Source organism: Duganella sp. SG902, from assembly GCF_013376005.1.
Taxonomy (GTDB): domain Bacteria; phylum Pseudomonadota; class Gammaproteobacteria; order Burkholderiales; family Burkholderiaceae_D; genus Rugamonas.
The window spans coordinates 524,098-542,931 of record NZ_JABMJK010000003.1; the positions used below are offsets into that span (position 1 = coordinate 524,098).

The 18,834-nt window shown below is 66.3% G+C and carries 13 protein-coding genes and 3 tRNA genes; 6 read left to right on the forward strand and 10 right to left on the reverse strand.

The annotated features are described in order from the left end of the window. Positions 1-6 precede the first annotated feature (6 nt). From FHW83_RS08945 to FHW83_RS08955, 3 genes are all read right to left on the reverse strand, one after another. Positions 7-81 (reverse strand) — tRNA-Thr (locus FHW83_RS08945). Positions 82-139: 58 nt separating this feature from the next. Further along, positions 140-213, reverse strand: a tRNA-Gly gene (locus tag FHW83_RS08950). Positions 214-270: 57 nt separating this feature from the next. Then, positions 271-355, reverse strand: a tRNA-Tyr gene (locus FHW83_RS08955). A gap of 196 nt (positions 356-551) precedes the next feature. Between FHW83_RS08955 and FHW83_RS08960 the strand changes: the two genes are divergently transcribed. After that, positions 552-3,809: an EAL domain-containing protein gene (locus FHW83_RS08960; RefSeq protein WP_176645986.1), complete on the forward strand. Its 3,258-nt coding sequence runs from the start codon at positions 552-554 to the stop codon at positions 3,807-3,809. A 114-nt stretch (positions 3,810-3,923) separates the two neighbouring features. On the opposite strand, the gene FHW83_RS08965 is transcribed toward FHW83_RS08960, so the two are convergent. The 3 genes from FHW83_RS08965 to FHW83_RS08975 all read right to left on the reverse strand — a co-directional run bounded on the left by FHW83_RS08965 (position 3,924) and on the right by FHW83_RS08975 (position 7,862). Further along, on the reverse strand, positions 3,924-5,507 hold the full coding sequence (locus FHW83_RS08965) for a DUF3369 domain-containing protein (protein WP_176645987.1): 1,584 nt from the start codon (positions 5,505-5,507) through the stop codon (positions 3,924-3,926). Positions 5,508-5,584: 77 nt separating this feature from the next. After that, positions 5,585-6,604, reverse strand: coding sequence for a J domain-containing protein (locus tag FHW83_RS08970; RefSeq protein WP_176645988.1), 1,020 nt, complete (start codon positions 6,602-6,604; stop codon positions 5,585-5,587). Positions 6,605-6,710: 106 nt separating this feature from the next. Continuing rightward, positions 6,711-7,862: a class I SAM-dependent methyltransferase gene (locus tag FHW83_RS08975; RefSeq protein ID WP_176645989.1), complete on the reverse strand. Its 1,152-nt coding sequence runs from the start codon at positions 7,860-7,862 to the stop codon at positions 6,711-6,713. A 24-nt stretch (positions 7,863-7,886) separates the two neighbouring features. On the opposite strand from FHW83_RS08975, the gene FHW83_RS08980 reads away from it, so the two are divergent. The 4 genes from FHW83_RS08980 to FHW83_RS08995 all read left to right on the forward strand — a co-directional run bounded on the left by FHW83_RS08980 (position 7,887) and on the right by FHW83_RS08995 (position 10,432). Further along, positions 7,887-8,666, forward strand: coding sequence for an SDR family oxidoreductase (locus FHW83_RS08980; RefSeq protein WP_176645990.1), 780 nt, complete (start codon positions 7,887-7,889; stop codon positions 8,664-8,666). 24 nt (positions 8,667-8,690) lie between these two features. Further along, positions 8,691-9,089, forward strand: coding sequence for a dihydroneopterin aldolase (locus FHW83_RS08985; protein ID WP_176645991.1), 399 nt, complete (start codon positions 8,691-8,693; stop codon positions 9,087-9,089). Further along, on the forward strand, positions 9,086-9,997 hold the full coding sequence (gene ttcA, locus FHW83_RS08990; protein ID WP_176645992.1) for a tRNA 2-thiocytidine(32) synthetase TtcA: 912 nt from the start codon (positions 9,086-9,088) through the stop codon (positions 9,995-9,997). Before FHW83_RS08985 ends, ttcA begins: the two co-directional genes overlap by 4 nt. Positions 9,998-10,075: 78 nt before the next feature. Further along, a complete protein-coding gene (locus tag FHW83_RS08995) occupies positions 10,076-10,432 on the forward strand; it encodes a hypothetical protein (RefSeq protein ID WP_176645993.1) in 357 nt (118 codons plus the stop codon). A gap of 9 nt (positions 10,433-10,441) precedes the next feature. Here FHW83_RS08995 and FHW83_RS09000 read toward each other — a convergent pair whose 3' ends face one another. Genes FHW83_RS09000 through FHW83_RS09010 form a run of 3 tightly spaced genes read right to left on the reverse strand, consistent with a single transcriptional unit; the run spans position 10,442 to position 14,746 of the window. After that, on the reverse strand, positions 10,442-12,211 hold the full coding sequence (locus FHW83_RS09000; RefSeq protein ID WP_176645994.1) for a M14 family metallopeptidase: 1,770 nt from the start codon (positions 12,209-12,211) through the stop codon (positions 10,442-10,444). 36 nt (positions 12,212-12,247) lie between these two features. After that, positions 12,248-13,777 carry a S41 family peptidase gene (locus tag FHW83_RS09005; protein ID WP_218106214.1) on the reverse strand — a complete coding sequence of 510 codons (1,530 nt, stop codon included), beginning with the start codon at positions 13,775-13,777 and terminating at the stop codon, positions 12,248-12,250. A gap of 51 nt (positions 13,778-13,828) precedes the next feature. Continuing rightward, positions 13,829-14,746 (reverse strand): LysR family transcriptional regulator, encoded by a 918-nt coding sequence (locus FHW83_RS09010; protein WP_176645995.1) that lies wholly within the window; start codon positions 14,744-14,746, stop codon positions 13,829-13,831. A gap of 98 nt (positions 14,747-14,844) precedes the next feature. Here FHW83_RS09010 and FHW83_RS09015 point away from each other — a divergent pair, with 98 nt between their 5' ends. Then, positions 14,845-16,047, forward strand: a complete 1,203-nt coding sequence (locus tag FHW83_RS09015; protein WP_229224090.1) for an MFS transporter — start codon at positions 14,845-14,847, stop codon at positions 16,045-16,047. Here FHW83_RS09015 and FHW83_RS09020 read toward each other — a convergent pair. Then, positions 16,044-18,743 carry a TonB-dependent siderophore receptor gene (locus tag FHW83_RS09020; RefSeq protein ID WP_176645996.1) on the reverse strand — a complete coding sequence of 900 codons (2,700 nt, stop codon included), beginning with the start codon at positions 18,741-18,743 and terminating at the stop codon, positions 16,044-16,046. The two genes, FHW83_RS09015 and FHW83_RS09020, sit on opposite strands and share 4 nt — an antisense overlap. Between the last annotated feature and the right edge of the window lie 91 nt (positions 18,744-18,834).

Genomic DNA, 18,834 nt, shown 5'->3' on the forward strand with positions numbered 1-18,834 from the left:
GTATTCTGGTGCCCTTGACGTGGATTGAACACGTGGCCTCTCCCTTACCAAGGGAGTGCTCTACCACTGAGCTACAAGGGCTTATTGGTACTGCGCTTTACTGCCTGTCGATGCTTGCGCATCTGAATTGCAACAACACTGGAGCGGGTGAAGGGAATCGAACCCTCGTCATAAGCTTGGAAGGCTTCAGCTCTACCATTGAGCTACACCCGCGAGGTATTGGTTCAATTCAATTCATCTACTGCGCCACTCAGTCTTCTTGCAAAAACTTGGTGGAGGGGGCTGGATTCGAACCAGCGTACTCATAGAGAACGGATTTACAGTCCGTCGCCTTTAACCACTCGGCCACCCCTCCGCGAGGAACCGCAGAGTATGAAGCAATTTTTCTGAGCTGTCAACATCTTTTTCATCTTGTCGATGCGGCGTTGACAGTTCGTCTGCTTCGGGGCGAGATTTTAAACGCACCAACTGCAAAAGTGCAAGTGTTGTTTTTACGTTGCATGTTTTCCTATACAATCGTCCGCACCCACCGGACTTTTGGAGCCCTGCGTTTGAACAATCGAAGCGGTCGCTGGCAAACCCTCCTGCTCGCCAATCTGGCCCTGTGGGCCGTGTATTTCGTCGCCGGCCGCCTGGGTCTGCTGCTGGCCCTGCCGCCGGGCTACGCCTCCCCCATCTTCCTGCCCGCCGGCATCGCGCTGGCCGCCTGCGTGGTGGGCGGCGCCCGCCTGCTGCCGGCCGTGGCGCTGGGCTCGCTGGCGGTCAACCTGGTGATGCCCTTCCTCAGCCATGACGGCCTCACCGGCCTGGCGCTGGCCGGGGCCTGCGCCCCGGCCGCAGGCGCGGCGCTGCAGGCCTGGGTCGGCAGCACCCTGTTCAACCGCTACATCGACCAGGCCATCGGCTCCGGCCGCGACGTGGTGCGCTTCATCCTGCTGGCGGCCTGCGTGACGGTGGTGTCGAGCACGGTGTCGCTGTCCGGCATGCTGCTGCTGGGCATCCTGCAGCGCGAGACGCTGGCCAACGACTGGCTGGCGTGGTGGATGGGCGACACCATCGGCATCCTGCTGGCCGCACCGCTGAGCTGGATCGTGATCGGCCGCCCGCGCACCCTGTGGGCGCGCCGCCGCACGCTGGTGGGCCTGCCGCTGGTGCTGTCGGCGGCCGCCTTCATCGCCATCTACCTGCAGGCCGACCGCTGGGAAAGCAGCCAGCAGCTGCAGACCTTCCGCCTCAAGGCGCAGCAGACCGGCGACCTGCTGCAGGCCCAGTTCAGCGAGCACGAACGCTTCATCTACGCCATGGCCAAGGCGCTCAACGACCCGCGCCGCTCGATCTCGGCCGACGACTTCGGCAACCTCGCGCACGGCTACCTCGACCAGCGCCCCGAGCTGCTGTCCATGGGCTGGCTGATGCCGGTGGCCGGCGGCGAGCGCGCCGCCTTCGAGACCTGGGCGCGCCAGCAGGTCGCGCCCGGCTACGCCATCCGCGAGCGCGTCGAGCCGGGCGGCCAGCTGCGCGCGGCCGGCCAGCGCGCGCGCTACTTCGCGGTCACCTTCGTCGAGCCGACCGAGGCGCGCGACTACGTCGGGCTCGACTTCCTGTCCGAGCAGCGCCGCCGCGACGCGCTGGAGCGCGCCATCCAGTCCGGCCAGCCGACCGCCACCGCGCCGCTGCAGTTCGCGCGCACCCTGCCCGGCAGCGGCCTGCTGCTGCTGCAGACCGTGCACCCGACCAACAACCACCGCCAGGCGGTGGGCGCGCTGCTGATCGCCATGCAGTTCGAGGCCTATCTCGACCAGGCGCTCAAGCGCACCGAATTCCCGCACTTCCTGCTGCGCTTCGAGGACACCGACGACGACCAGCGCCGCGTGGTGCGCGACACGCTGCGCCGGCCGCCGCAGCCGGGCGACTTCCAGCGCCAGCTGCATTTCGGCGGCCGCATCTACGAGCTGACGCTGGCGCCGACCCCGGCCTACCTGCAACAGCAGCGCGGCTGGCAGAGCTGGACCGTGCTGACCTGCGGCCTGCTGCTGACCGGCCTGCTGGGCACGCTGATGATGCTGATCAGCGGCGAGCGCGCCCGCATCCAGGCCGAGGTGAAGGATTCCACCTCGCGCCTGCGCCAGCGCGAGGCGCGCCTGCAGGCCATCCTCAACAAGGCAGCCGACGCCATCCTCACCATCGACAGCAACGGCACGCTGATGTCGGCCAACGCCGCCGCCGGCCGCCTGTTCGGCTACGCGCCCGAAAAAATGAGCGCGTTGCCGCTGGAAAGACTGCTCCCGGTCGGCGTCGGCGAGGCGGCCGGGCTGGACGCGGCCGGCCTGCTGCGCATGATCGCCTGCGGCGTCACCCACGAGTACGAGATCCCCGGCTGGCGCAGCGACGGCACCGAATTCCCGCTGGCGATGTCGGTGTCGGAAGTCGAGCTGCCGGACGAGCACCTGTTCGTCGCCATCCTGCACGACCTGACCGAGCAGCACCTGGCGCAGGAACGCATCCACCGCCTGGCGCACCACGACACCCTGACCGGGCTGGCCAACCGCCTGTCGCTCAACCTGCGCCTGGAGCAGTTGCTGGCGCAGACCCGCCGCGGCGGCGGCCACGCGGCCGTGCTGTTCATCGACCTCGACCACTTCAAGAAAATCAACGACACCCACGGCCACGCCACCGGCGACCTGCTGCTGGTGGCGGTGGCCCAGCGCCTGCAGGAACTGCTGCGCGAGGTGGACACCATCGCGCGCCTGGGCGGCGATGAATTCATCGTGGTGACCGATGGCGCGGTGACGCCGGACGACGCCTCCAACATCGCCGTGCGCATCGTCGACGCGCTGAGCGCGCCCTATCACCTGCAGGGCAAGACCGTGCACAGCGGCGCCAGCGTGGGCGTGGCCATGTTCCCCAACGACGGCGAGGACGCCGGCACCCTGATGCGCCACGCCGACACCGCCATGTACGCCGCCAAGAGCCAGGGGCGCGGCAACTTCCAGTTCTTCTCGGAAGCCATGAACACCGCCACCCACGAGCGCCTGATGCTGGAAAACCGCCTGTGGCAGGCGCTCGAGCAGAACGAGTTCGAGCTCTACCTGCAGCCGCAGGTGGAGCTGGCCACGCAGCGCATCATCGGCGCCGAGGCGCTGCTGCGCTGGCACCATCCGGAGCTGGGCATGGTGGGGCCGGACCGCTTCATCCCGATCGCCGAGGAGTCCGGGCTGATCCTGCCGCTGGGCGACTGGGTGCTGCAGCGCGCCTGCGGCCTGCTGCACTCCTGGCGCACGCCGGAGCTGGCGCATTTGCGGCTGGCGGTGAACCTGTCGGCGCGCCAGTGCCACGGCCCCGGCCTGCTGCCGCACCTGGACCGCATGCTGCACAGCCATGGCATCGATCCGGCGCTGCTGGAGCTGGAGATCACCGAGTCGGCCGCCATGCAGGACCCCGAGCGCAGCCGCGCGCTGCTGATCGAATTGCGTTCGCGCGGCATCAAGGTGGCGATCGACGACTTCGGCACCGGCTATTCCTCGCTGAGTTACCTGAAGCTGTTCGAGATCGACCGCATCAAGATCGACCGTGGTTTCGTGAAGGATATCGAGAGCGATCCGGACGATGCGGTGATCGTGGCGGCCACCATCGGGCTGGCCCACTCGCTGGGGCTGGAGGTGATCGCGGAAGGGGTGGAAACCCAGGCGCAGCGCGACTTCCTGCGCTCCAAGCAATGCGACGAGGGACAAGGCTATCTGTTCGCGCGGCCGATGCCGGTGGCGCAATTCGAAGCCATGGTGCGCAGCGCCATCACCGCCGCCGCCTAGCCGTCATTCCGGCGAAAGCCGGAATCCATAGAACGCCAGCTCAGCATGGATTCCGGCTTTCGCCGGAATGACGCGGGTGTGGACGCGGGTCTAGTGGCGGGTGTGGACGCGGGTCTAGTCGGGGGTGTGCCCGATCGACGGGTCGCGCTCGATCATGTCCAGCAAGGCCGCCACCACCTCCGGATCGAACTGCTTGCCGGCGCGCTCCTTGATGTAGCTCACCGCCTCGGTGTGCGGCCACGGCTCCTTGTACGGCCGCTCGTGCAGCAGCGAGTCGAACACGTCGATCACCGCCACGATGCGCGCCGCGATCGGAATCTCGCGCTCCTTGAGCTGGTTCGGATAACCATTGCCATCCCAATGCTCATGATGGCCGCCGGCGATCTGCGCGCCATAGGTCAGGTAGCTCACGCCATCGACCATGTTGGCCGCGCGCTCCAGAATGGTCCGCCCCACCGCCGCGTGCTGCTGCATCTCGGCGCGCTCCTCCGGCGTGTGGAGGCCGGGCTTGAGCAGGATGTGGTCCGGCGTCGCCACCTTGCCGACGTCGTGCAGGATCGACGCCAGGCCGATCATCTCCAGCAGCTGCGGCGTCACCTCGTCCGGATAGGCGCCGCGCTCTTCCAGCCGCTGCGCCAGCGTGGTCGACAGCAGCTGCACGCGGCGCACGTGGCCGCCGGTGCCGCTGTCGCGGAACTCGGCCAGGTCGGCCAGCGCCACCACCGTGGCCTCCTGCGCCTTGCGCAGCTGGCCGAACATGTACAGGTTGTCGAACGCGGCCGCGATGCGCTGGCAGAACACCTCCAGCAGGTCGCGCTGGATCTGCGCCAGCGGCCACGGCGGCGTCACCGAAATCGCCACCTCGCGGTTTTCCTGGGTGTGGATGAACAGCACATTGGCCGGATGCTCGAACTGCGATTTCTTTTCGTGGAAGGCCTTGACGATGGTCGGCCACAGCGGGTGCGTGGTCGGCATCAGCTCCGACTCGTTGAGCGCGGCGTAGTTGCCGGTGGCCGCCACCACGGTGGTGACGCCGGTGTCGCCCTGCATCAGGCACAGCACGCCGTCCGAGCCGACGTCGAGGATAGCGCTCACCTGGTTCAGCACGCCGGAGGCGAACTCGCGCAGCGAATGGATCTGGTACAGATTGGTGGCGCCGGCCAGGATCTTGCCCAGCCCGACCCGGCTGCGCTCCAGCATGTTCAGGCTCTCGTAGGCGCGCAGCGCCGAGATCACCGTGGTGAACAGCTTTTGCGTGGTCAGCTCGGTCTTGGCCTTGTAGTCGTTGATGTCGTATTCGATGATGACGCGCTGCTCGGGCGCCTGGCCCGGCTGGCCGGTGCGCAGCACCACGCGCACGATGGAATTGTGGAGCTCCTCGCGGATGCGGCGCGCCAGCAGCAGGCCGGCGTCGTCGGTTTCCATCACCACGTCCAGCAGCACCAGCGCGATGTCGGGCGTGTCGCGCAGGATGTCGAAGGCCTCGCGCCCGCTGTAGGCCGAGAACAGCTCCAGCTCGCGCCCCTTGAAGCTGACGTTGCGCAGCGCCAGCCGCGTGACGGCGTGGACGTCGACGTCGTCGTCGACGATCAACACCCGCCACAAGCGCTGGTCCGGCGCACCGAGACCGCTGGCTGGAAGCTCGTCCTCGTCTTCGTCGATCAGCCAGTCGTCGTCGGCAGCGTTGGAATCGGTCATACGTCATCTCCTGTTGTTACCTTAGGATAATCAGATTCCCCCACGGTGACAACACTTATCGAAGATGCACGACGGCACTAGTTGTTGACGGGTGACGCCCCCAGTTCGGCCGCCGCCGTGGCCGTGCGGTTGGCCGCCGCGCACGCGCCCGGGTTGGCGCCCGCGTCCAGGTTCTGGTAGCGGATCTCGTACTTGCCGTTGGTCAGCTTGTCCACCAGCAGCTTGTCGTGCGCCTGCACATAGGCGTAGCGCACGTTGGCGCGCCGCTCCATGTCGTACACCTTGATGAACACCGCCGAGTTATTGCCGGCGTTGTCCAGCGTCAACTGCATGTCATCGCCCCGGTTGCCGATGGGGAAGCCCTCCATATAGCCGGAACGCGCCGGCCACGGCTCGCCGTTGGGCGCCACCAGCGTCTGGGTCGGGGTTTCGCTGTCGCATTCGGCGCCGGCGCCCGGCAGCACCACCTGCGACATCGACACCACCTTGATCGGCGCCGGCTTCACCGCGTGCGCCTCGCTCAGGCGGGTGGTGGCCCAGGCCTCGCGCAGTTCGTTCCGGGCGTCGGCGCGCGGATCGTGCGCGCTGGGCGGCGCCGCGGTGTCGGCGGTGGCGGCGTTGGCGTTGATGCCCTTGCCGCCCCAGGCCGAGCTCAGGATCGACGACACCAGCTGCGGCTCGGCCACCATGGTGGCGCCGCCGATCCAGCCCAGCGCCAGGCACACCGCCAGCCCGCCCCAGATGCGCCAGTCGCGCCGGCGGAGGCGCGCGCGCGGCGCCTCGTGCACGTGCTCCGGCTGCCACTCGTGCTTGTGCTTGTCCACGCGGTGGCCGTCCTCGTTGCGGGTGCTCTCCAGCCACTCGATCTCCCACTCCTCCGAGGCGATCCACTCGTCGTGCTCCTTGCGGCGCTGGGGGTCGGACAGGGTCTCGTAGGCGCTGTTGAGAATCGCCATGATGCGCGCAGCCTTCTCGTCACCCGGATTCTTATCGGGGTGGTATTTTTGGCTGAGCGCCTTGTAGGCGGCACGTATGACCTCCTGTGGCGCCATGCGCGACACCTTCAGGTTGTCATAGTGTGTGTGTATCTTGGCCATAGCACGAAATCGACGCGGAATCAGTCATCATAGCCCATCTTACCCCATCAAACTCGACGCCCATGCAAGGAATTGACTTGCTTTTTCGGCCATTGTGTTTTTCTGTCTACAGTCGATGGGTGCGATCCTGCCGGACGATGGCCTCCGGCAGCTCGACCGCCTTGCCCACCGCCAGCACCTTGAACAGCTCGCCCATTTCCGCCGGCGACACCAGCTTCTGCATGGCGCGCGCCTGCGGCAGGTAGGCGGCGGCGTCGGCCGGGTCGGTGCGCAGCAGCAGGTCGCCGATGCCGGCGCCCAGCAGGAAGCCGGACTGGTTCAGATAGCCCAGCACCTCGGCGCCGGCGTCCTGCGCCGCCAGCGCCATGGCGGTGAAGTCGACGTGGGCGGTGATGTCCTGCAGGCCCGGGTAATAGAACGGGTCCGGATGGGCGTGGTGGCGGTAGTGGCACATCAGCGTGCCGGTGGCGCGCTGGTCGAAATAATATTCGCGCGCCGGGAAGCCGTAGTCGAACAGGAAGGCGGCGTTGGCGCGCCCCGCGGCCAGCATGCGGGCCAGGGTGGCCATGAAGCCGCAGGCCACGCCGTGCAGCTCGGTCACGTAGCCGACCGGCAAATGCTCATGTTCGGGGATCTGCCGGTCCACCTGCGCCAGCAGCTCGGCGCTGGCCGGCGCCTCCAGATACTGGAAACGGCCGGCGCTCACCGTCACCTGCAATTCCTGCCAGCCTTGCGGATTCTTGATCACCAGGCGCACCGGCATGGCGTCCAGCACCTCGTTGCCGAACACCACGCCGTCAAACGTTGCCGGCAACGCGTCCAGCCACTCCACCTGCGGGAAGTCGCGCAGCTTCTCCCGCTGGCGCTGGCGCAGCTCGCCGGACAGCTCGACGATGCTGTAGCGCTCCACCGTGACGCCGGCGGCGCTCAGCTCGGTCAGGATGTCGAACGCCAGCTTGCCGGTGCCGGCGCCGAATTCGAGGATGTTGGGCGCGCTTTGGGCGATAATAGCGGCTGCGACCCGCGCCAGCGCCGCGCCAAACAGCGGCGACAGCTCGGGGGCGGTTGTAAAATCGCCATCTTTGCCGAGTTTGGCGGAGCCGCCGCTGTAGTAGCCGAGGCCGGGCGCGTACAGGGCCAGCTCCATGTAGCGGGCGAAGGAAATGGCACCGGCGTTGCTTTCGATGTCGGCGGCGATCAGGTGCTGCAAGGCGTGGGACGCGGCCAGCGCGTCGCTAGAAGGTACGGGTAAGGACATCCCGGCATTATATCCAGTTCAAACATGATGACAGCTAAGGACAATTCCGGGCCCCGTGTGGCCCTCGTTACGGGCGCCGGACGGCGGCTCGGCCGCGCCATCGCGCTCGGCCTGGCCGGCGCCGGCTGGGACGTGGCCGTGCACTACCGCGCCTCCGAGGCCGAGGCGCGCGCCGTGGCCGACGAGATCGCCGCGCTGGGCCGGCGCGCCGTCACCCTGCAATGCGAGCTGGCCGACGAGGCCGACGTGCGCCAGCTGCTGCCGCGCGCGGTGGCGGCGCTGGGCGCCGTGCATTGCGTGGTCAACAACGCCTCGCTGTTCGACTACGACAGCGCCACCGAATTCAACCCGGCCCTGCTGGACGCCCACATGCGCGCCAATGTGGCGGCGCCGCTGCTGCTGGCGCAGGCGCTGCACGCGGCCACGCCGGACGGCCGGCAAGCCGCCGTCATCAATCTGCTGGACCAGAAGCTGTACAATCTCAACCCTGATTTCTTGTCGTACACCCTGTCCAAGGCTGCGCTGCACACCGCCACCACCATGCTGGCGCAGCAGCTGGCGCCCAAGCTCCGGGTGGTGGGCGTGGCGCCCGGCCTGACCATGGTGTCGGGCGACCAGACCGAGGCCGGTTTCGCCAACGCCCACCAGCAAACGCCGCTGGGCCGTTCCAGCACCCCACAAGACATCGTCGACGCCGTGCTGTACGCGGCCAGCGCGCGCGCCGTCACCGGCACCACGCTGCTGGTCGACGGCGGCCAGCACCTGATGCCGCTGCCGCGCGACGTGATGTTTTTGGCTCAATAATTTATATCGAAAGAAGGTTCTTCCATGCTGTCCGCTTTGATACACCCGCAACTGAACGACTGCCGCCGCCTGTTCCTGCGCAACTACGAGGTCATGATCAACATCGGCGTCTACGAGTTCGAGAAAAAAGGCGAGCAGCGACTGCTGATCAACGTCGACCTGTACATCCCGCTGGCGGTGTCGTCGCCGCGGCACGATCAGTTGGAGGAGGTGGTGGACTACGACTTCATCCGCAACACCATCGCCCAGCGCATGGCGCGCGGCCACGTGCAGCTGCAGGAAACCCTGTGCGACGACATCGTGCGCGAAATGCTGGCGCATCCGAGCGTGCGCGCGGCGCGCGTGTCGACCATGAAGCCGGACGTCTACCCGGATTGCGAAGGCGTGGGCGTGGAAGTATTCAAGATCAAGGAAGCGGCATGAACGCGGTCATCGACAATGTGAAAGCGGCCGAGAAACAGGCCCACGAGAACAACAAGCTGCACAAGCGCCTGTGCCGCCTGGTCGGCCAGGCCATCGGCGACTTCAACATGATCGAGGACGGCGACAAGGTGATGGTCTGCCTGTCGGGCGGCAAGGACTCCTACGCCCTGCTCGACATCCTGATGACGCTGCGCGAGCGCGCGCCCATCCATTTCGACATCGTGGCCGTCAACCTGGACCAGAAGCAGCCCAACTTCCCGGCCGACATCCTGCCGGCCTACCTGGAAAAGCTGGGCGTGCCGTTCCACATCGAAAACCAGGACACCTACAGCATCGTCAAGCGCCTGATCCCGGAGGGCAAGACCACCTGCTCGCTGTGCTCGCGCCTGCGCCGCGGCATCCTGTACCGCGTGGCCGACGAGCTGGGCTGCAACAAGATCGCCCTCGGCCACCACCGCGACGACATCCTCGAGACCTTCTTCCTCAACATGTTCTTCGGCGGCAAAATCAAGGGCATGCCGGCCAAGCTGGTGTCGGACGACGGCAAGCACATGGTGATCCGTCCGCTGGCCTACGTGAAGGAAGAGGACACCGAGCGCTACGCCGAGGTGAAGCAATTCCCCATCATCCCGTGCGACCTGTGCGGCTCGCAGGAAAACCTGCAGCGCAAGCAGATCAAGGCCATGATGCGCGACTGGGAAAAGAAATTCCCGGGCCGCGTGGAAAACATCTTCTCGTCGCTGTCGACGGTGGTGCCGTCGCACCTGATGGACCGCGACCTGTTCGGCTTCAAGGACATCAAGGCCGACGGCCTGGCCAACCCGCTGGGCGACATCGCCTTCGACGAGGAACCGTGCTCGACGCCGGCCAGCGTGCCGGGCATCATTCCGCTGCAGCGCGATAATTAACTATTTTTTGTAACCGATAGTTTTACCTCCGCCCCCGGCTAGTATCATGCGTTATTCACTAACGGTAGCGGAGACAGCATGACGATCAAGATAGAAATGCGGGCCCTCGGCGATGCCTTCACGGCCTTGTCCGAGCAGGTGAAGCGCAACGGCAAGGGCGGCGATTTTGGCTCGGTGCTCAAGCATGCCGAGACCAGGCAGTCCGACACGGCGGCGGAGCTGGAGAAATACCTGAAGATGTCGCCCGAGGAGCGCGTGGCGCTGGCCATGCGCAAGCAGCTGGGCATTTCGGAGGAAGAGTACGCCGCGATGACGCCCGACGAAAAGAAGGCGGTGGACGCCCAGATCGCCGAGCTCATCAAGCAAAAGATGAACGAGGCGATCGCCAAACAGCAGGCGCAGGCCGCCGGACTGAAGTCCGGCGTCGCCTTCTAAGCGTTCACCTTAAAACTTCTGCGCGGTGCGCAGCACGGGGTACAGGTTGTAGCGCTCGTCCCACGAGGCGTGGCGCCTGGCGAAGAACTCCAGGCGCTTCTCGGGGCTCTTGTTGAACTCGGCGTCGGTGTCGAGCTTCTTGCGGAACTCCTCGCGCAGGGCCGGATTGGCTTCCAGCTGGTCGCGCGCGACCTCCTCCGCCACGTAGTCCTCCATGTACTCCTTGCGCTCGAAGGCGTTGTTGAATTCGCCCCACGCCAGCAGGCCATCGGCGCCGCGCGGCTCCAGCATGGTCATCACCAGGCGCGCCTTCGGCTGCGCGATCGGCACGAACAGCGCGCCCTTGCCCACCGGACGGCGCTCGCGCGCCCACTCGCCTTCCACCGCCAGCGACTGGCGGCCCTCGAACGACTGCTTGCCGAAGGTGGTCTTGGTGGCGCGGAAGGCCTCCACCTCGGCCGACATCTGGTCGGCGTTGATCACCTTGAAGCTGATGCCGTGCTGTTTCAGCTTGGCGCCGACCCAGCCGGCGTCGGCCGCCGGCACGATGTAACCGCCCAGCGGCGCCGCCACCTTGAAGTCCGGCACGATCTCGTCGCGCAGCGGCACGTTCCAGATTTGCGGCTTGGACTCGTCATAGCGCGTCCACAGGCCGCCCGAGATCTCCGAATGCTCGCGCGTGTAGGCGTAGCCGGGGAACTCGATGGTCTTGGCGTTGTAGGTGGTGCGATAGCTGAGCGGGAACTCGCTGCCGCCGAGGTTCAGCGCGCGCGCGTCGGCCTCCTGCGTCAGCTTCTGCCACTCCTTGCCGTGCTGCGCCACTTGCGACAGCAGCGACACGATGGTGTTGCGGGTGATGCGCACGCGGGTCGGGTAATCCTTCCACGAGTGGGTTTCCACCAGCATGGCGAAGCGGTTGCGCATCGGGAAATAGCCGGTCGAGAAACGTGGCGGCGCCATGGCGTCGATGAAGCCGGAGGACGGGTCATCCTCCTTGGCGAACGACATGTAGAACTGGCGCGGATCGGAACCCTGCGCCTTCAGGTCGGCGATCACGTTTTTCTGCAGCGCCGCGCCGGCCGCTTTCAGGGCCTCGTCGCCGCCGTGCACCGGTTCCACCTGGATCGAGATATCGGGCTGGAACTTGGCGCCATCGGTCACGTGCAGGTCGACGTAGGCCAGCGGATCCCAGCTGTTCACCAGCGCCAGCATGGCCTGCATCTCGGGCGCGTCGGCCTTCACGTAATCGCGGTTCAGATTGTAGTTCTGGGCCGTGGTGCGCCAGCCCATTTCCACCGGGCCGCGCTGGTTGGGGCGGTTGTTCTTGCCGAAGCGCTCATGGCCGTCGACGTTGAACACCGGGACGAACAACAGCACCTGCTTGTCCAGCGCGCCCGCCGCCGCCTTGTTCTCCAGCGCCTCGCGCAGCGCCAGGAAGCCGGCGTCCTTGCCGTCGATCTCGCCGGCGTGGATGCCGCCTTGCACCAGCAGCACCGGCACACCCTTCTTCTTCGCCTGCTCCGCCGTCAGCGCGCCGGTGCGCGAGACGGCCAGCGCCAGCATCGGACGGCCTTCCGGCGTGCGGCCGAATTCAAAGCAGCGCACCTGCTTCGGATAGGCTTTCTGGAACTGCGCGCACAGCGCGATCACCTCGTCGTAACGGCCGGTGGCCTGGAAGCCGGAGCGCTCGGAGATGGTGGTCAGCGGCGCGGCGGCGGGTGCGGCGTGGGCCAGCGCGGAACTGGCGGCAAAGGCAAGCAAGACGGCGGAACGTATCATGAACAAGCTCCCAGCATAGGGTTGAATGAAAATTTATTATCGGATCGAGATTTCCTGTACCTCATGACGCCAGGGCGTCAGGGGGCCGGCGGCCGCGCCGCTGCGCAGCGCCTTGGGCGCCGCCGGGCACATGCCGGTGCTACGGTAGCTGAGCGCCGCCGCCAGCAAACCTTCGGCGGGATCGCCCTGCGCGTGCGCGAGGTCATCGCTGACGCGGCAAGTCGGGATGAAGCCGTCGGCGTAATCGCCGAAACCCTTTTCGTTCACGCCCTGCAGCTGGATCGCAAAATATGTGGTGCCGCAGTTGGCGGCCGGCGTGAAGGCGTATGGCTTGCCGCAGGTCTCGCCGCCGATCAGGTTCACGGTCACATCGACGCCGCGCAAGCCGTTGATCACCGACTCGCTGGCCGAGCAGGTGCCGGCCGACGTCAGCACCGTCACGCGCTTGAGGTTCAGGTAAGGCAGCAAAGTGCCGGCCTTGATGGTGTTGTCCGACTTGTAGCCCAGCGCCGCCGCCTGGAACATCAGCGGCGCTTGCGGCGTGGTCTTGTCGTTGTAGATCGGCTTCTCGAAAATCCGGCCGACCGTGGCCTGCGGACCGGCGATCATGTACGCCAGCTCGCTGGCGATCGCCAGCAGGCCGCCGCCGTTGTAGCGCATGTCCAGCACCAGGTCCTTGACGCCGGCGTCCTTGAAGGACTGGAAGGCCTTCACCAGTTGACCTTCGGCCACGGCGTTGTGTTCGTTAAAGTGCAGATAGCCGACCTTGCCGTCGTCGGTATCCAGCACCTTGGCCATGCGCACCGGCGGGATGGTCAGGTTGCTGGCGGCCAGCGTGGCCTGCATCACCGTGCCGTTGCGGCGCCATGCCAGCACATGGCTCTCGCCAGCCGCCTTCGGCGCCAGCGCGGCGTTGACCGCGGCCACGGAGGCGCTGCTGGTGTCGGTGACCGACACGCCGTCGGCCGACACCAGGCTGTCGCCGCGCTGCATGCCGGCCAGCGCGGCCGGCGATCCCGGTTCCACCATGCCGACGGTGAGGATGCGCGACAAAGCGGCATCGTTATTGCGCAACCAGGTCAGGCCATACCCCAACGCCACGCCGGAGGAGTTCAACGCTTCCCAGGCGGCGCTCGGGTAGGTGAAGTGGAAGCGGTCCTTGGGCCGGCCGGAGGCGGTGACGGCCGAGGTTTTCAGCTGCATGAAATAGTCGATCGCGGTGCTGTAGTCCGCCATATTCAGGTTGGCCGGAATCTCGCGATACCACAGGTAAGTGGCGTCGAAGAAGGAATGCAGCCAGCGCATCTCCTCGTTCAGCGTTCCCTGCACGTCCGGATAGCCGGCGCCGCGCGGCGCGGCGCAGTGATTGAGCAGGGTATGCCATTCCGGCAGGGACGGATCGGCGGGCGTCACCGGCGGCGTCACCGGTGGTTCGGGCGGCGTGACGGGCGGCGTCACCACCGGCGGCGTGACCGGCGTTTGCGCCGTATCGGACGAACCGCCGCCGCAGCCCGCCAACAATGCGGCCGTTACCGCCGCGCCAGACAAGAGGATGTGAAATTTCATCAAAGCATTATATGCGCGCGGCCGGCGCTGCTGCCAAGTTCGCAATATTTCTTACAATTTCACCTGCAGATCGGGATCGGCCCGCACCAGCGCGGCCAGCCAGTCGGCGAACACGCGCAGGCGCGGCGACGACATGCGGCCCTGCGGATAGAGCAGCGAGATCGGCATCGGGGTGGGCGGCGTGGCGGCCAGCACCTCGACCAGCGCGCCGCTGGCCAGGTGGTCGCGCGCCTGGTAGCGCGCCACCTGCGCCAGCCCCATGCCCTGCAGGGCGCAGCTGAGATTGGCCTCGGCGTCGCTGACGGCGATGGCGGCGCGGATTTCGGTGGCGACCACGCTGCCGTCCACCACGAAGTCCCAGTCATACGGCCGGCCGGTGCGGCCGGAAAAATGCAGCACGCCGCGATGCTCGCGCAACTCGCTCCATGCCTGCGGCGTGCCGTGCGCCGCCAGATACGCCGGCGAGGCGCAGGTCAGGCAGGCCATGCCGCCCAACGGACGCGCGATCATCGCCGAATCCTGCAGCACACCAACGCGCAGCGAGCAATCCAGCCCCTGCTCCGTCAGATCCTGAAAGCGCTCATTCAGGCTGACCACCAGATCCACGTCCGGATAAGCGCGGCAAAAGTCGGCCAGATGCGGCACCACCACCCGGCGGCCAAAGGTACCGGGCAACTCCACCCGCAGCTTGCCCCGTGGCTGACCGCCGCCCTGCCCGCGATACGTGCCTTCGGCGTCCTCCACCGCCTGCAGGATGGCCAGGCACTTGCGGAAGTAATCGGCGCCGTCCGGCGTCAGCGACAAGCGGCGCGTGGTCCGCTGCAGCAACTGGGTGCCGAGGAAGGCTTCCAGCTTCTGGATGGTGGCGGTGAGCGCGGCGCGCGGCAGGTCCAGCGTCTCGGCGGCCTTGGTGAAGCTGTTGGCCTCGACGATGCGGACAAAGGTCTGCATGGCTTTCAATTTGTCCATTGTTCACATAATGTGAAAAGTATAGAAGCATTATGCCCTAATTATCTTTGCCCACCTCTTGCCTAAAATTGGCTCATCAATTCCCACCGGAGCACAACATGAGCAATAAAGACATCAGTACCGGCATGGTCACCCTGCTGGCCACGGCGACCGGCCTGATCGTGGCCAGTCTGTATTACGCGCAAACGCTGGTCGGCCCGATCAGCGCCTCCACCGGCCTGTCGCCCGGCGCGGCGGGCCTGATCGTCACGCTGACGCAGATCGGCTACTGTCTCGGCCTGCTGTTCATCGTGCCGCTGGGCGACCTGCTGGAAAACCGCCGCCTGATCTTCACCGGCCTGCTGTTCACGGCCGCCATGCTGGTGCTGGCCGCGATCAGCGGCAGCGCGTGGATGTTCCTGACGGCGGCGCTGGGCATCGGCCTCGGTTCGGTGGCGGCGCAGATCATCGTGCCGTTCGCGGCCCACCTGTCGCGGGAGGCGACGCGCGGCGTGACGGTCGGCAAAGTGGTCAGCGGCCTGCTGCTGGGGATCATGCTGGCGCGTCCCGCCGCCAGTCTGATCGCCGACGCCACCAGCTGGCACGTGGTGTTCGGCGGCGCGGCCGTGGTGGTGCTGATCGTGGCCTTCGTGCTGCGCGCCAAACTGCCGACGCGCGTGCCGAACCACCACATCACCTATCCGAAACTGCTGGGCTCCTTGTGGCACCTGTTCCTGCAAACGCCGGTGCTGCGCCGCCGCGCGGCCTACCACGCCGGCCTGTTCGGCTCGTTCAGCCTGTTCTGGACCGTGACGCCGCTGATGCTGGCCGGCCCGGTGTTCCACCTGTCGCAAACCGGCATCGCCATTTTCGCGCTGGTGGGCATGGCGGGCGCGGTGGCCTCGCCGGTGGCCGGCAAGCTGGCCGACAAAGGCCATACGCTGATGGCGACCGCCGCCGCGCTGGCGCTGGGTGTGGTGGGTTTCGCGTTGCCGATGATCGTGCCGGGTTCGCGCAACGTGGCGCTGGCGGTGCTGGTGATCGCGTCGATCGTGCTGGACATGGGTGTCGCGGCCAACCTGGTGCTGGGCCAGCGCGCCATCTTCACGCTGGGCGCGGAAGTGCGCAGCCGCCTGAACGGCGTCTACTTCGCGCTGTTCTTCGCCGGTGGCGCCCTGGGTTCGGCGCTGGGTGGCTGGATGTTCGCCACCCACGGCTGGCACGCCGCGCTGCTGACCGGCATGGCCTTCAACGGCGCCGCGCTGCTGTACTGGCTGACCGAATACATCGGCCACGCCAGTGAGCGCAAAGTAGCGGCTTAACCGCCGAAGTGGTAATTCAGCTCGACCCAGGCCTGACGGCCCACCGGGCTGTAATTGCCGACCGGGTAGTACGGCCAGCCGGCGCTGCTGTCCACCTTGACCTGGTTGAACAGGTTATTCACCGCCATCGACACGGTGGCGCGTTCATTCAGGCGGTACACCACGCTGGCGTTGACCAGGGTGGTCGGCGTCAGCCAGGCGTCGCCGGCGGCGTTGGGCACCTTGCCGTAGCGCTGGAAGAACACGGTGTTCGACCACTTGCCGACATTCCAGGTCACGCTGGCGTTGAGCTTATCGCGCCAGTCGTAATTGGTCAGGTCTTCCAGATCGTCGTTGAGCGGATCACCGGTGAACTGGCGCGAGTGCTTGTTCAGCGTCTTCGAGTAATTGGCCTTGGTGATGAAGTTGCCGTACTCCTTGGTGCGGAACACATACTTGCCGGAGATGTCGACGCCGTCCACGCTGGTGGTGGCCGCGTTGATCGGGTTGACCAGGATCGACTTGATCTCGCCCGGCTTGTTCAGCGCGTTCTCCGGATAGCGGGTGATGCGCGCGATCGCGTCGGCGCAGGTCGGCGAGGTCAGGTCGCCCCTGATGCGGCAATCGGCCTCGTCGCGCAGCAGATTGTCGGCGCTCAGATTGGTGACCAGATCGCTGATCTTGATGTTCCAGTAATCCACCGTCACATCGAAGTCCGCGCTAGGCGACCAGACGATACCGAGACCGCTGGAGCGGCCCTTCTCCGGGCGCAGGTCCTTGCTGCCGGTCTGCACGTAATCGGCGCCCGGCGCGTAGTTGGCGAACTCGCAGTCGGCCACCGGCTGGCCGGCCTTGGCGCAGCGGTAGTAATCGGTGGTGGACGAGTAGTAGCCGGTGCCGCGCGCCTTGAAGATGTAATTCATGTCGGGCGCGCGGAAGCTGGTGGCGTAATTACCGCGCACCAGCAATTGCTGGACCGGGCGCCACTCCACGCCGCCGTTGTAGGTGAACTTGCCGTCATCGCGGCCGGCGAAGCTGTACTTGTCGTAGCGGCCGGCCAGCGTGGCGTTGACCGTCTTGATGACCGGGATATTGGTCTCCACGCCCAGCGCGTAACGCTTGCGGGTGCCGGCGGTGACGTCGGCGCCGGTGGCGGCGTTGAAGTAACCCTGATTGATGCGCGCGTCCGGCGCATTCGAGAAGCCCTGCTTGCCCAGCTCCGCGACCGCGGCCACCTTCACCGGACCGGCCGGCAGCGCGAAGGCGTCGCCGTTGGCGGTCAGGCTCAGGGTATTGGTCCACGACTTGTCGTCGCTGACCGAATTGCCGGTGATGGAATCGAACTCCCGCGGCGTCAGGCGCCGCGTCAGGCGGGCCGGATCGGGCGCGTAGATCGCCACGCCGTTCTTGTCCACACCCAGGTGCGGGCCGAGGAAGAAGCTGTCGATGTTGGCCAGCGCGCGCGGGCGGTTGTCCTGGCTCTTGTACAGCGACGCGGTATAGCCGGCTTCATAGTTCCAGCTGGTGCCCGGTATCACGCCGCGCGCGCCGAACGACAGCGAGCTGGCCTGATCGTCCCAGTATCGGTTATAGCGATCGACGCCGCCGATTTCCTCCGGCGAGATATAGCGGTTCCAGGCCTCGTAGGCGTTGGTGTTCTGGTTCCAGAAATAGCTGTCGGTCAGCGAGCGCGAAGTCCACGACGGGCCGCGGGTATTCTGGGTGCTGCGGTTCTGGCCGAACAGCGCTTCCGCGTACAGCGTGGTCTCCGGCGACAGCTCGTAATTGGCGCTGCCGAACAGATTCTGGCTGCTGTTCCTGGTCTGCGTGGTCCAGTAGGTCGGGCCGACCTTCGGACTGGCGCAATAGCTGCCCGCCTTGGCGGTGTATTTCACCGTGCTGCCGCCGAACAGATCGCCCAGCGACGAGCAGGTGTCGCCCAGGTCGACATACTTGCCGGTGCTGACGTTCTTGCGGCCGAGGACGGAGGTTGGCGCCACGCCGGTCTTGGCCGCCATGAAATCGCGGTCGGCGCTCCACAGCGGATCGCGTTCCAGCAGCTCCGCGCTGAACAGGGTATTGAGCTTGCCGAAGCTCTTGCCGCCGGTGAGCTGCAGGCGCTGGTCGCCGGCGCCGCCGCGCGAGGCGCCGCCGGCCTTGAGATTGATATCGACGCCGTCGGCCTGCTTCTTCAGGATGATATTGACCACGCCGGCGATGGCGTCCGAGCCGTAGACGGCGGAAGCGCCGCCGCTCAGGATCTCGATGCGATCCACCACGCTGGACGGAATATTGGCCAGGTTGGTGAAGTTGACCGTGCCCTCATAGGCGATCGGGAAATCGGCCATGCGGCGGCCGTTGAGCAGCACCAGCGTGTGGTTCGGCCCGAGGCCGCGCAGGCTGATGGCGTTGGCCGACGGGGTAAAGGTATTGCCGTAGTCCGCGCCCTGCACAAAGCCGCTGTTCTGGGTTTGATTGGTGAGGGCGTCGAAGACATTGCGGTAGCCCTGCTTGGTGATGTCCTCGCCGGTGAGGACGGTGACCGCCGACGGTCCCTCGGTGCCGGCGCGCGGGATGCGCGAGCCGGTGATGACGACAGCGGGCGGCGTGGTGGCCGCCACCGAGTCCTGCGCCAGCGCCGTGGTCGGGCCGGCGGCGCCGCACAGCAGCGCGATAGCGCCTGCCGCCAGCGGGTTCAATTTAAATTTTATTTGCATTGAAGTGGTCCAGGTTTGAAAAGGCTGCCACCTTAACAAGCCGGACCACAATACTGAACGAATGTTTTCTTACTAGCTTATACATTAATGC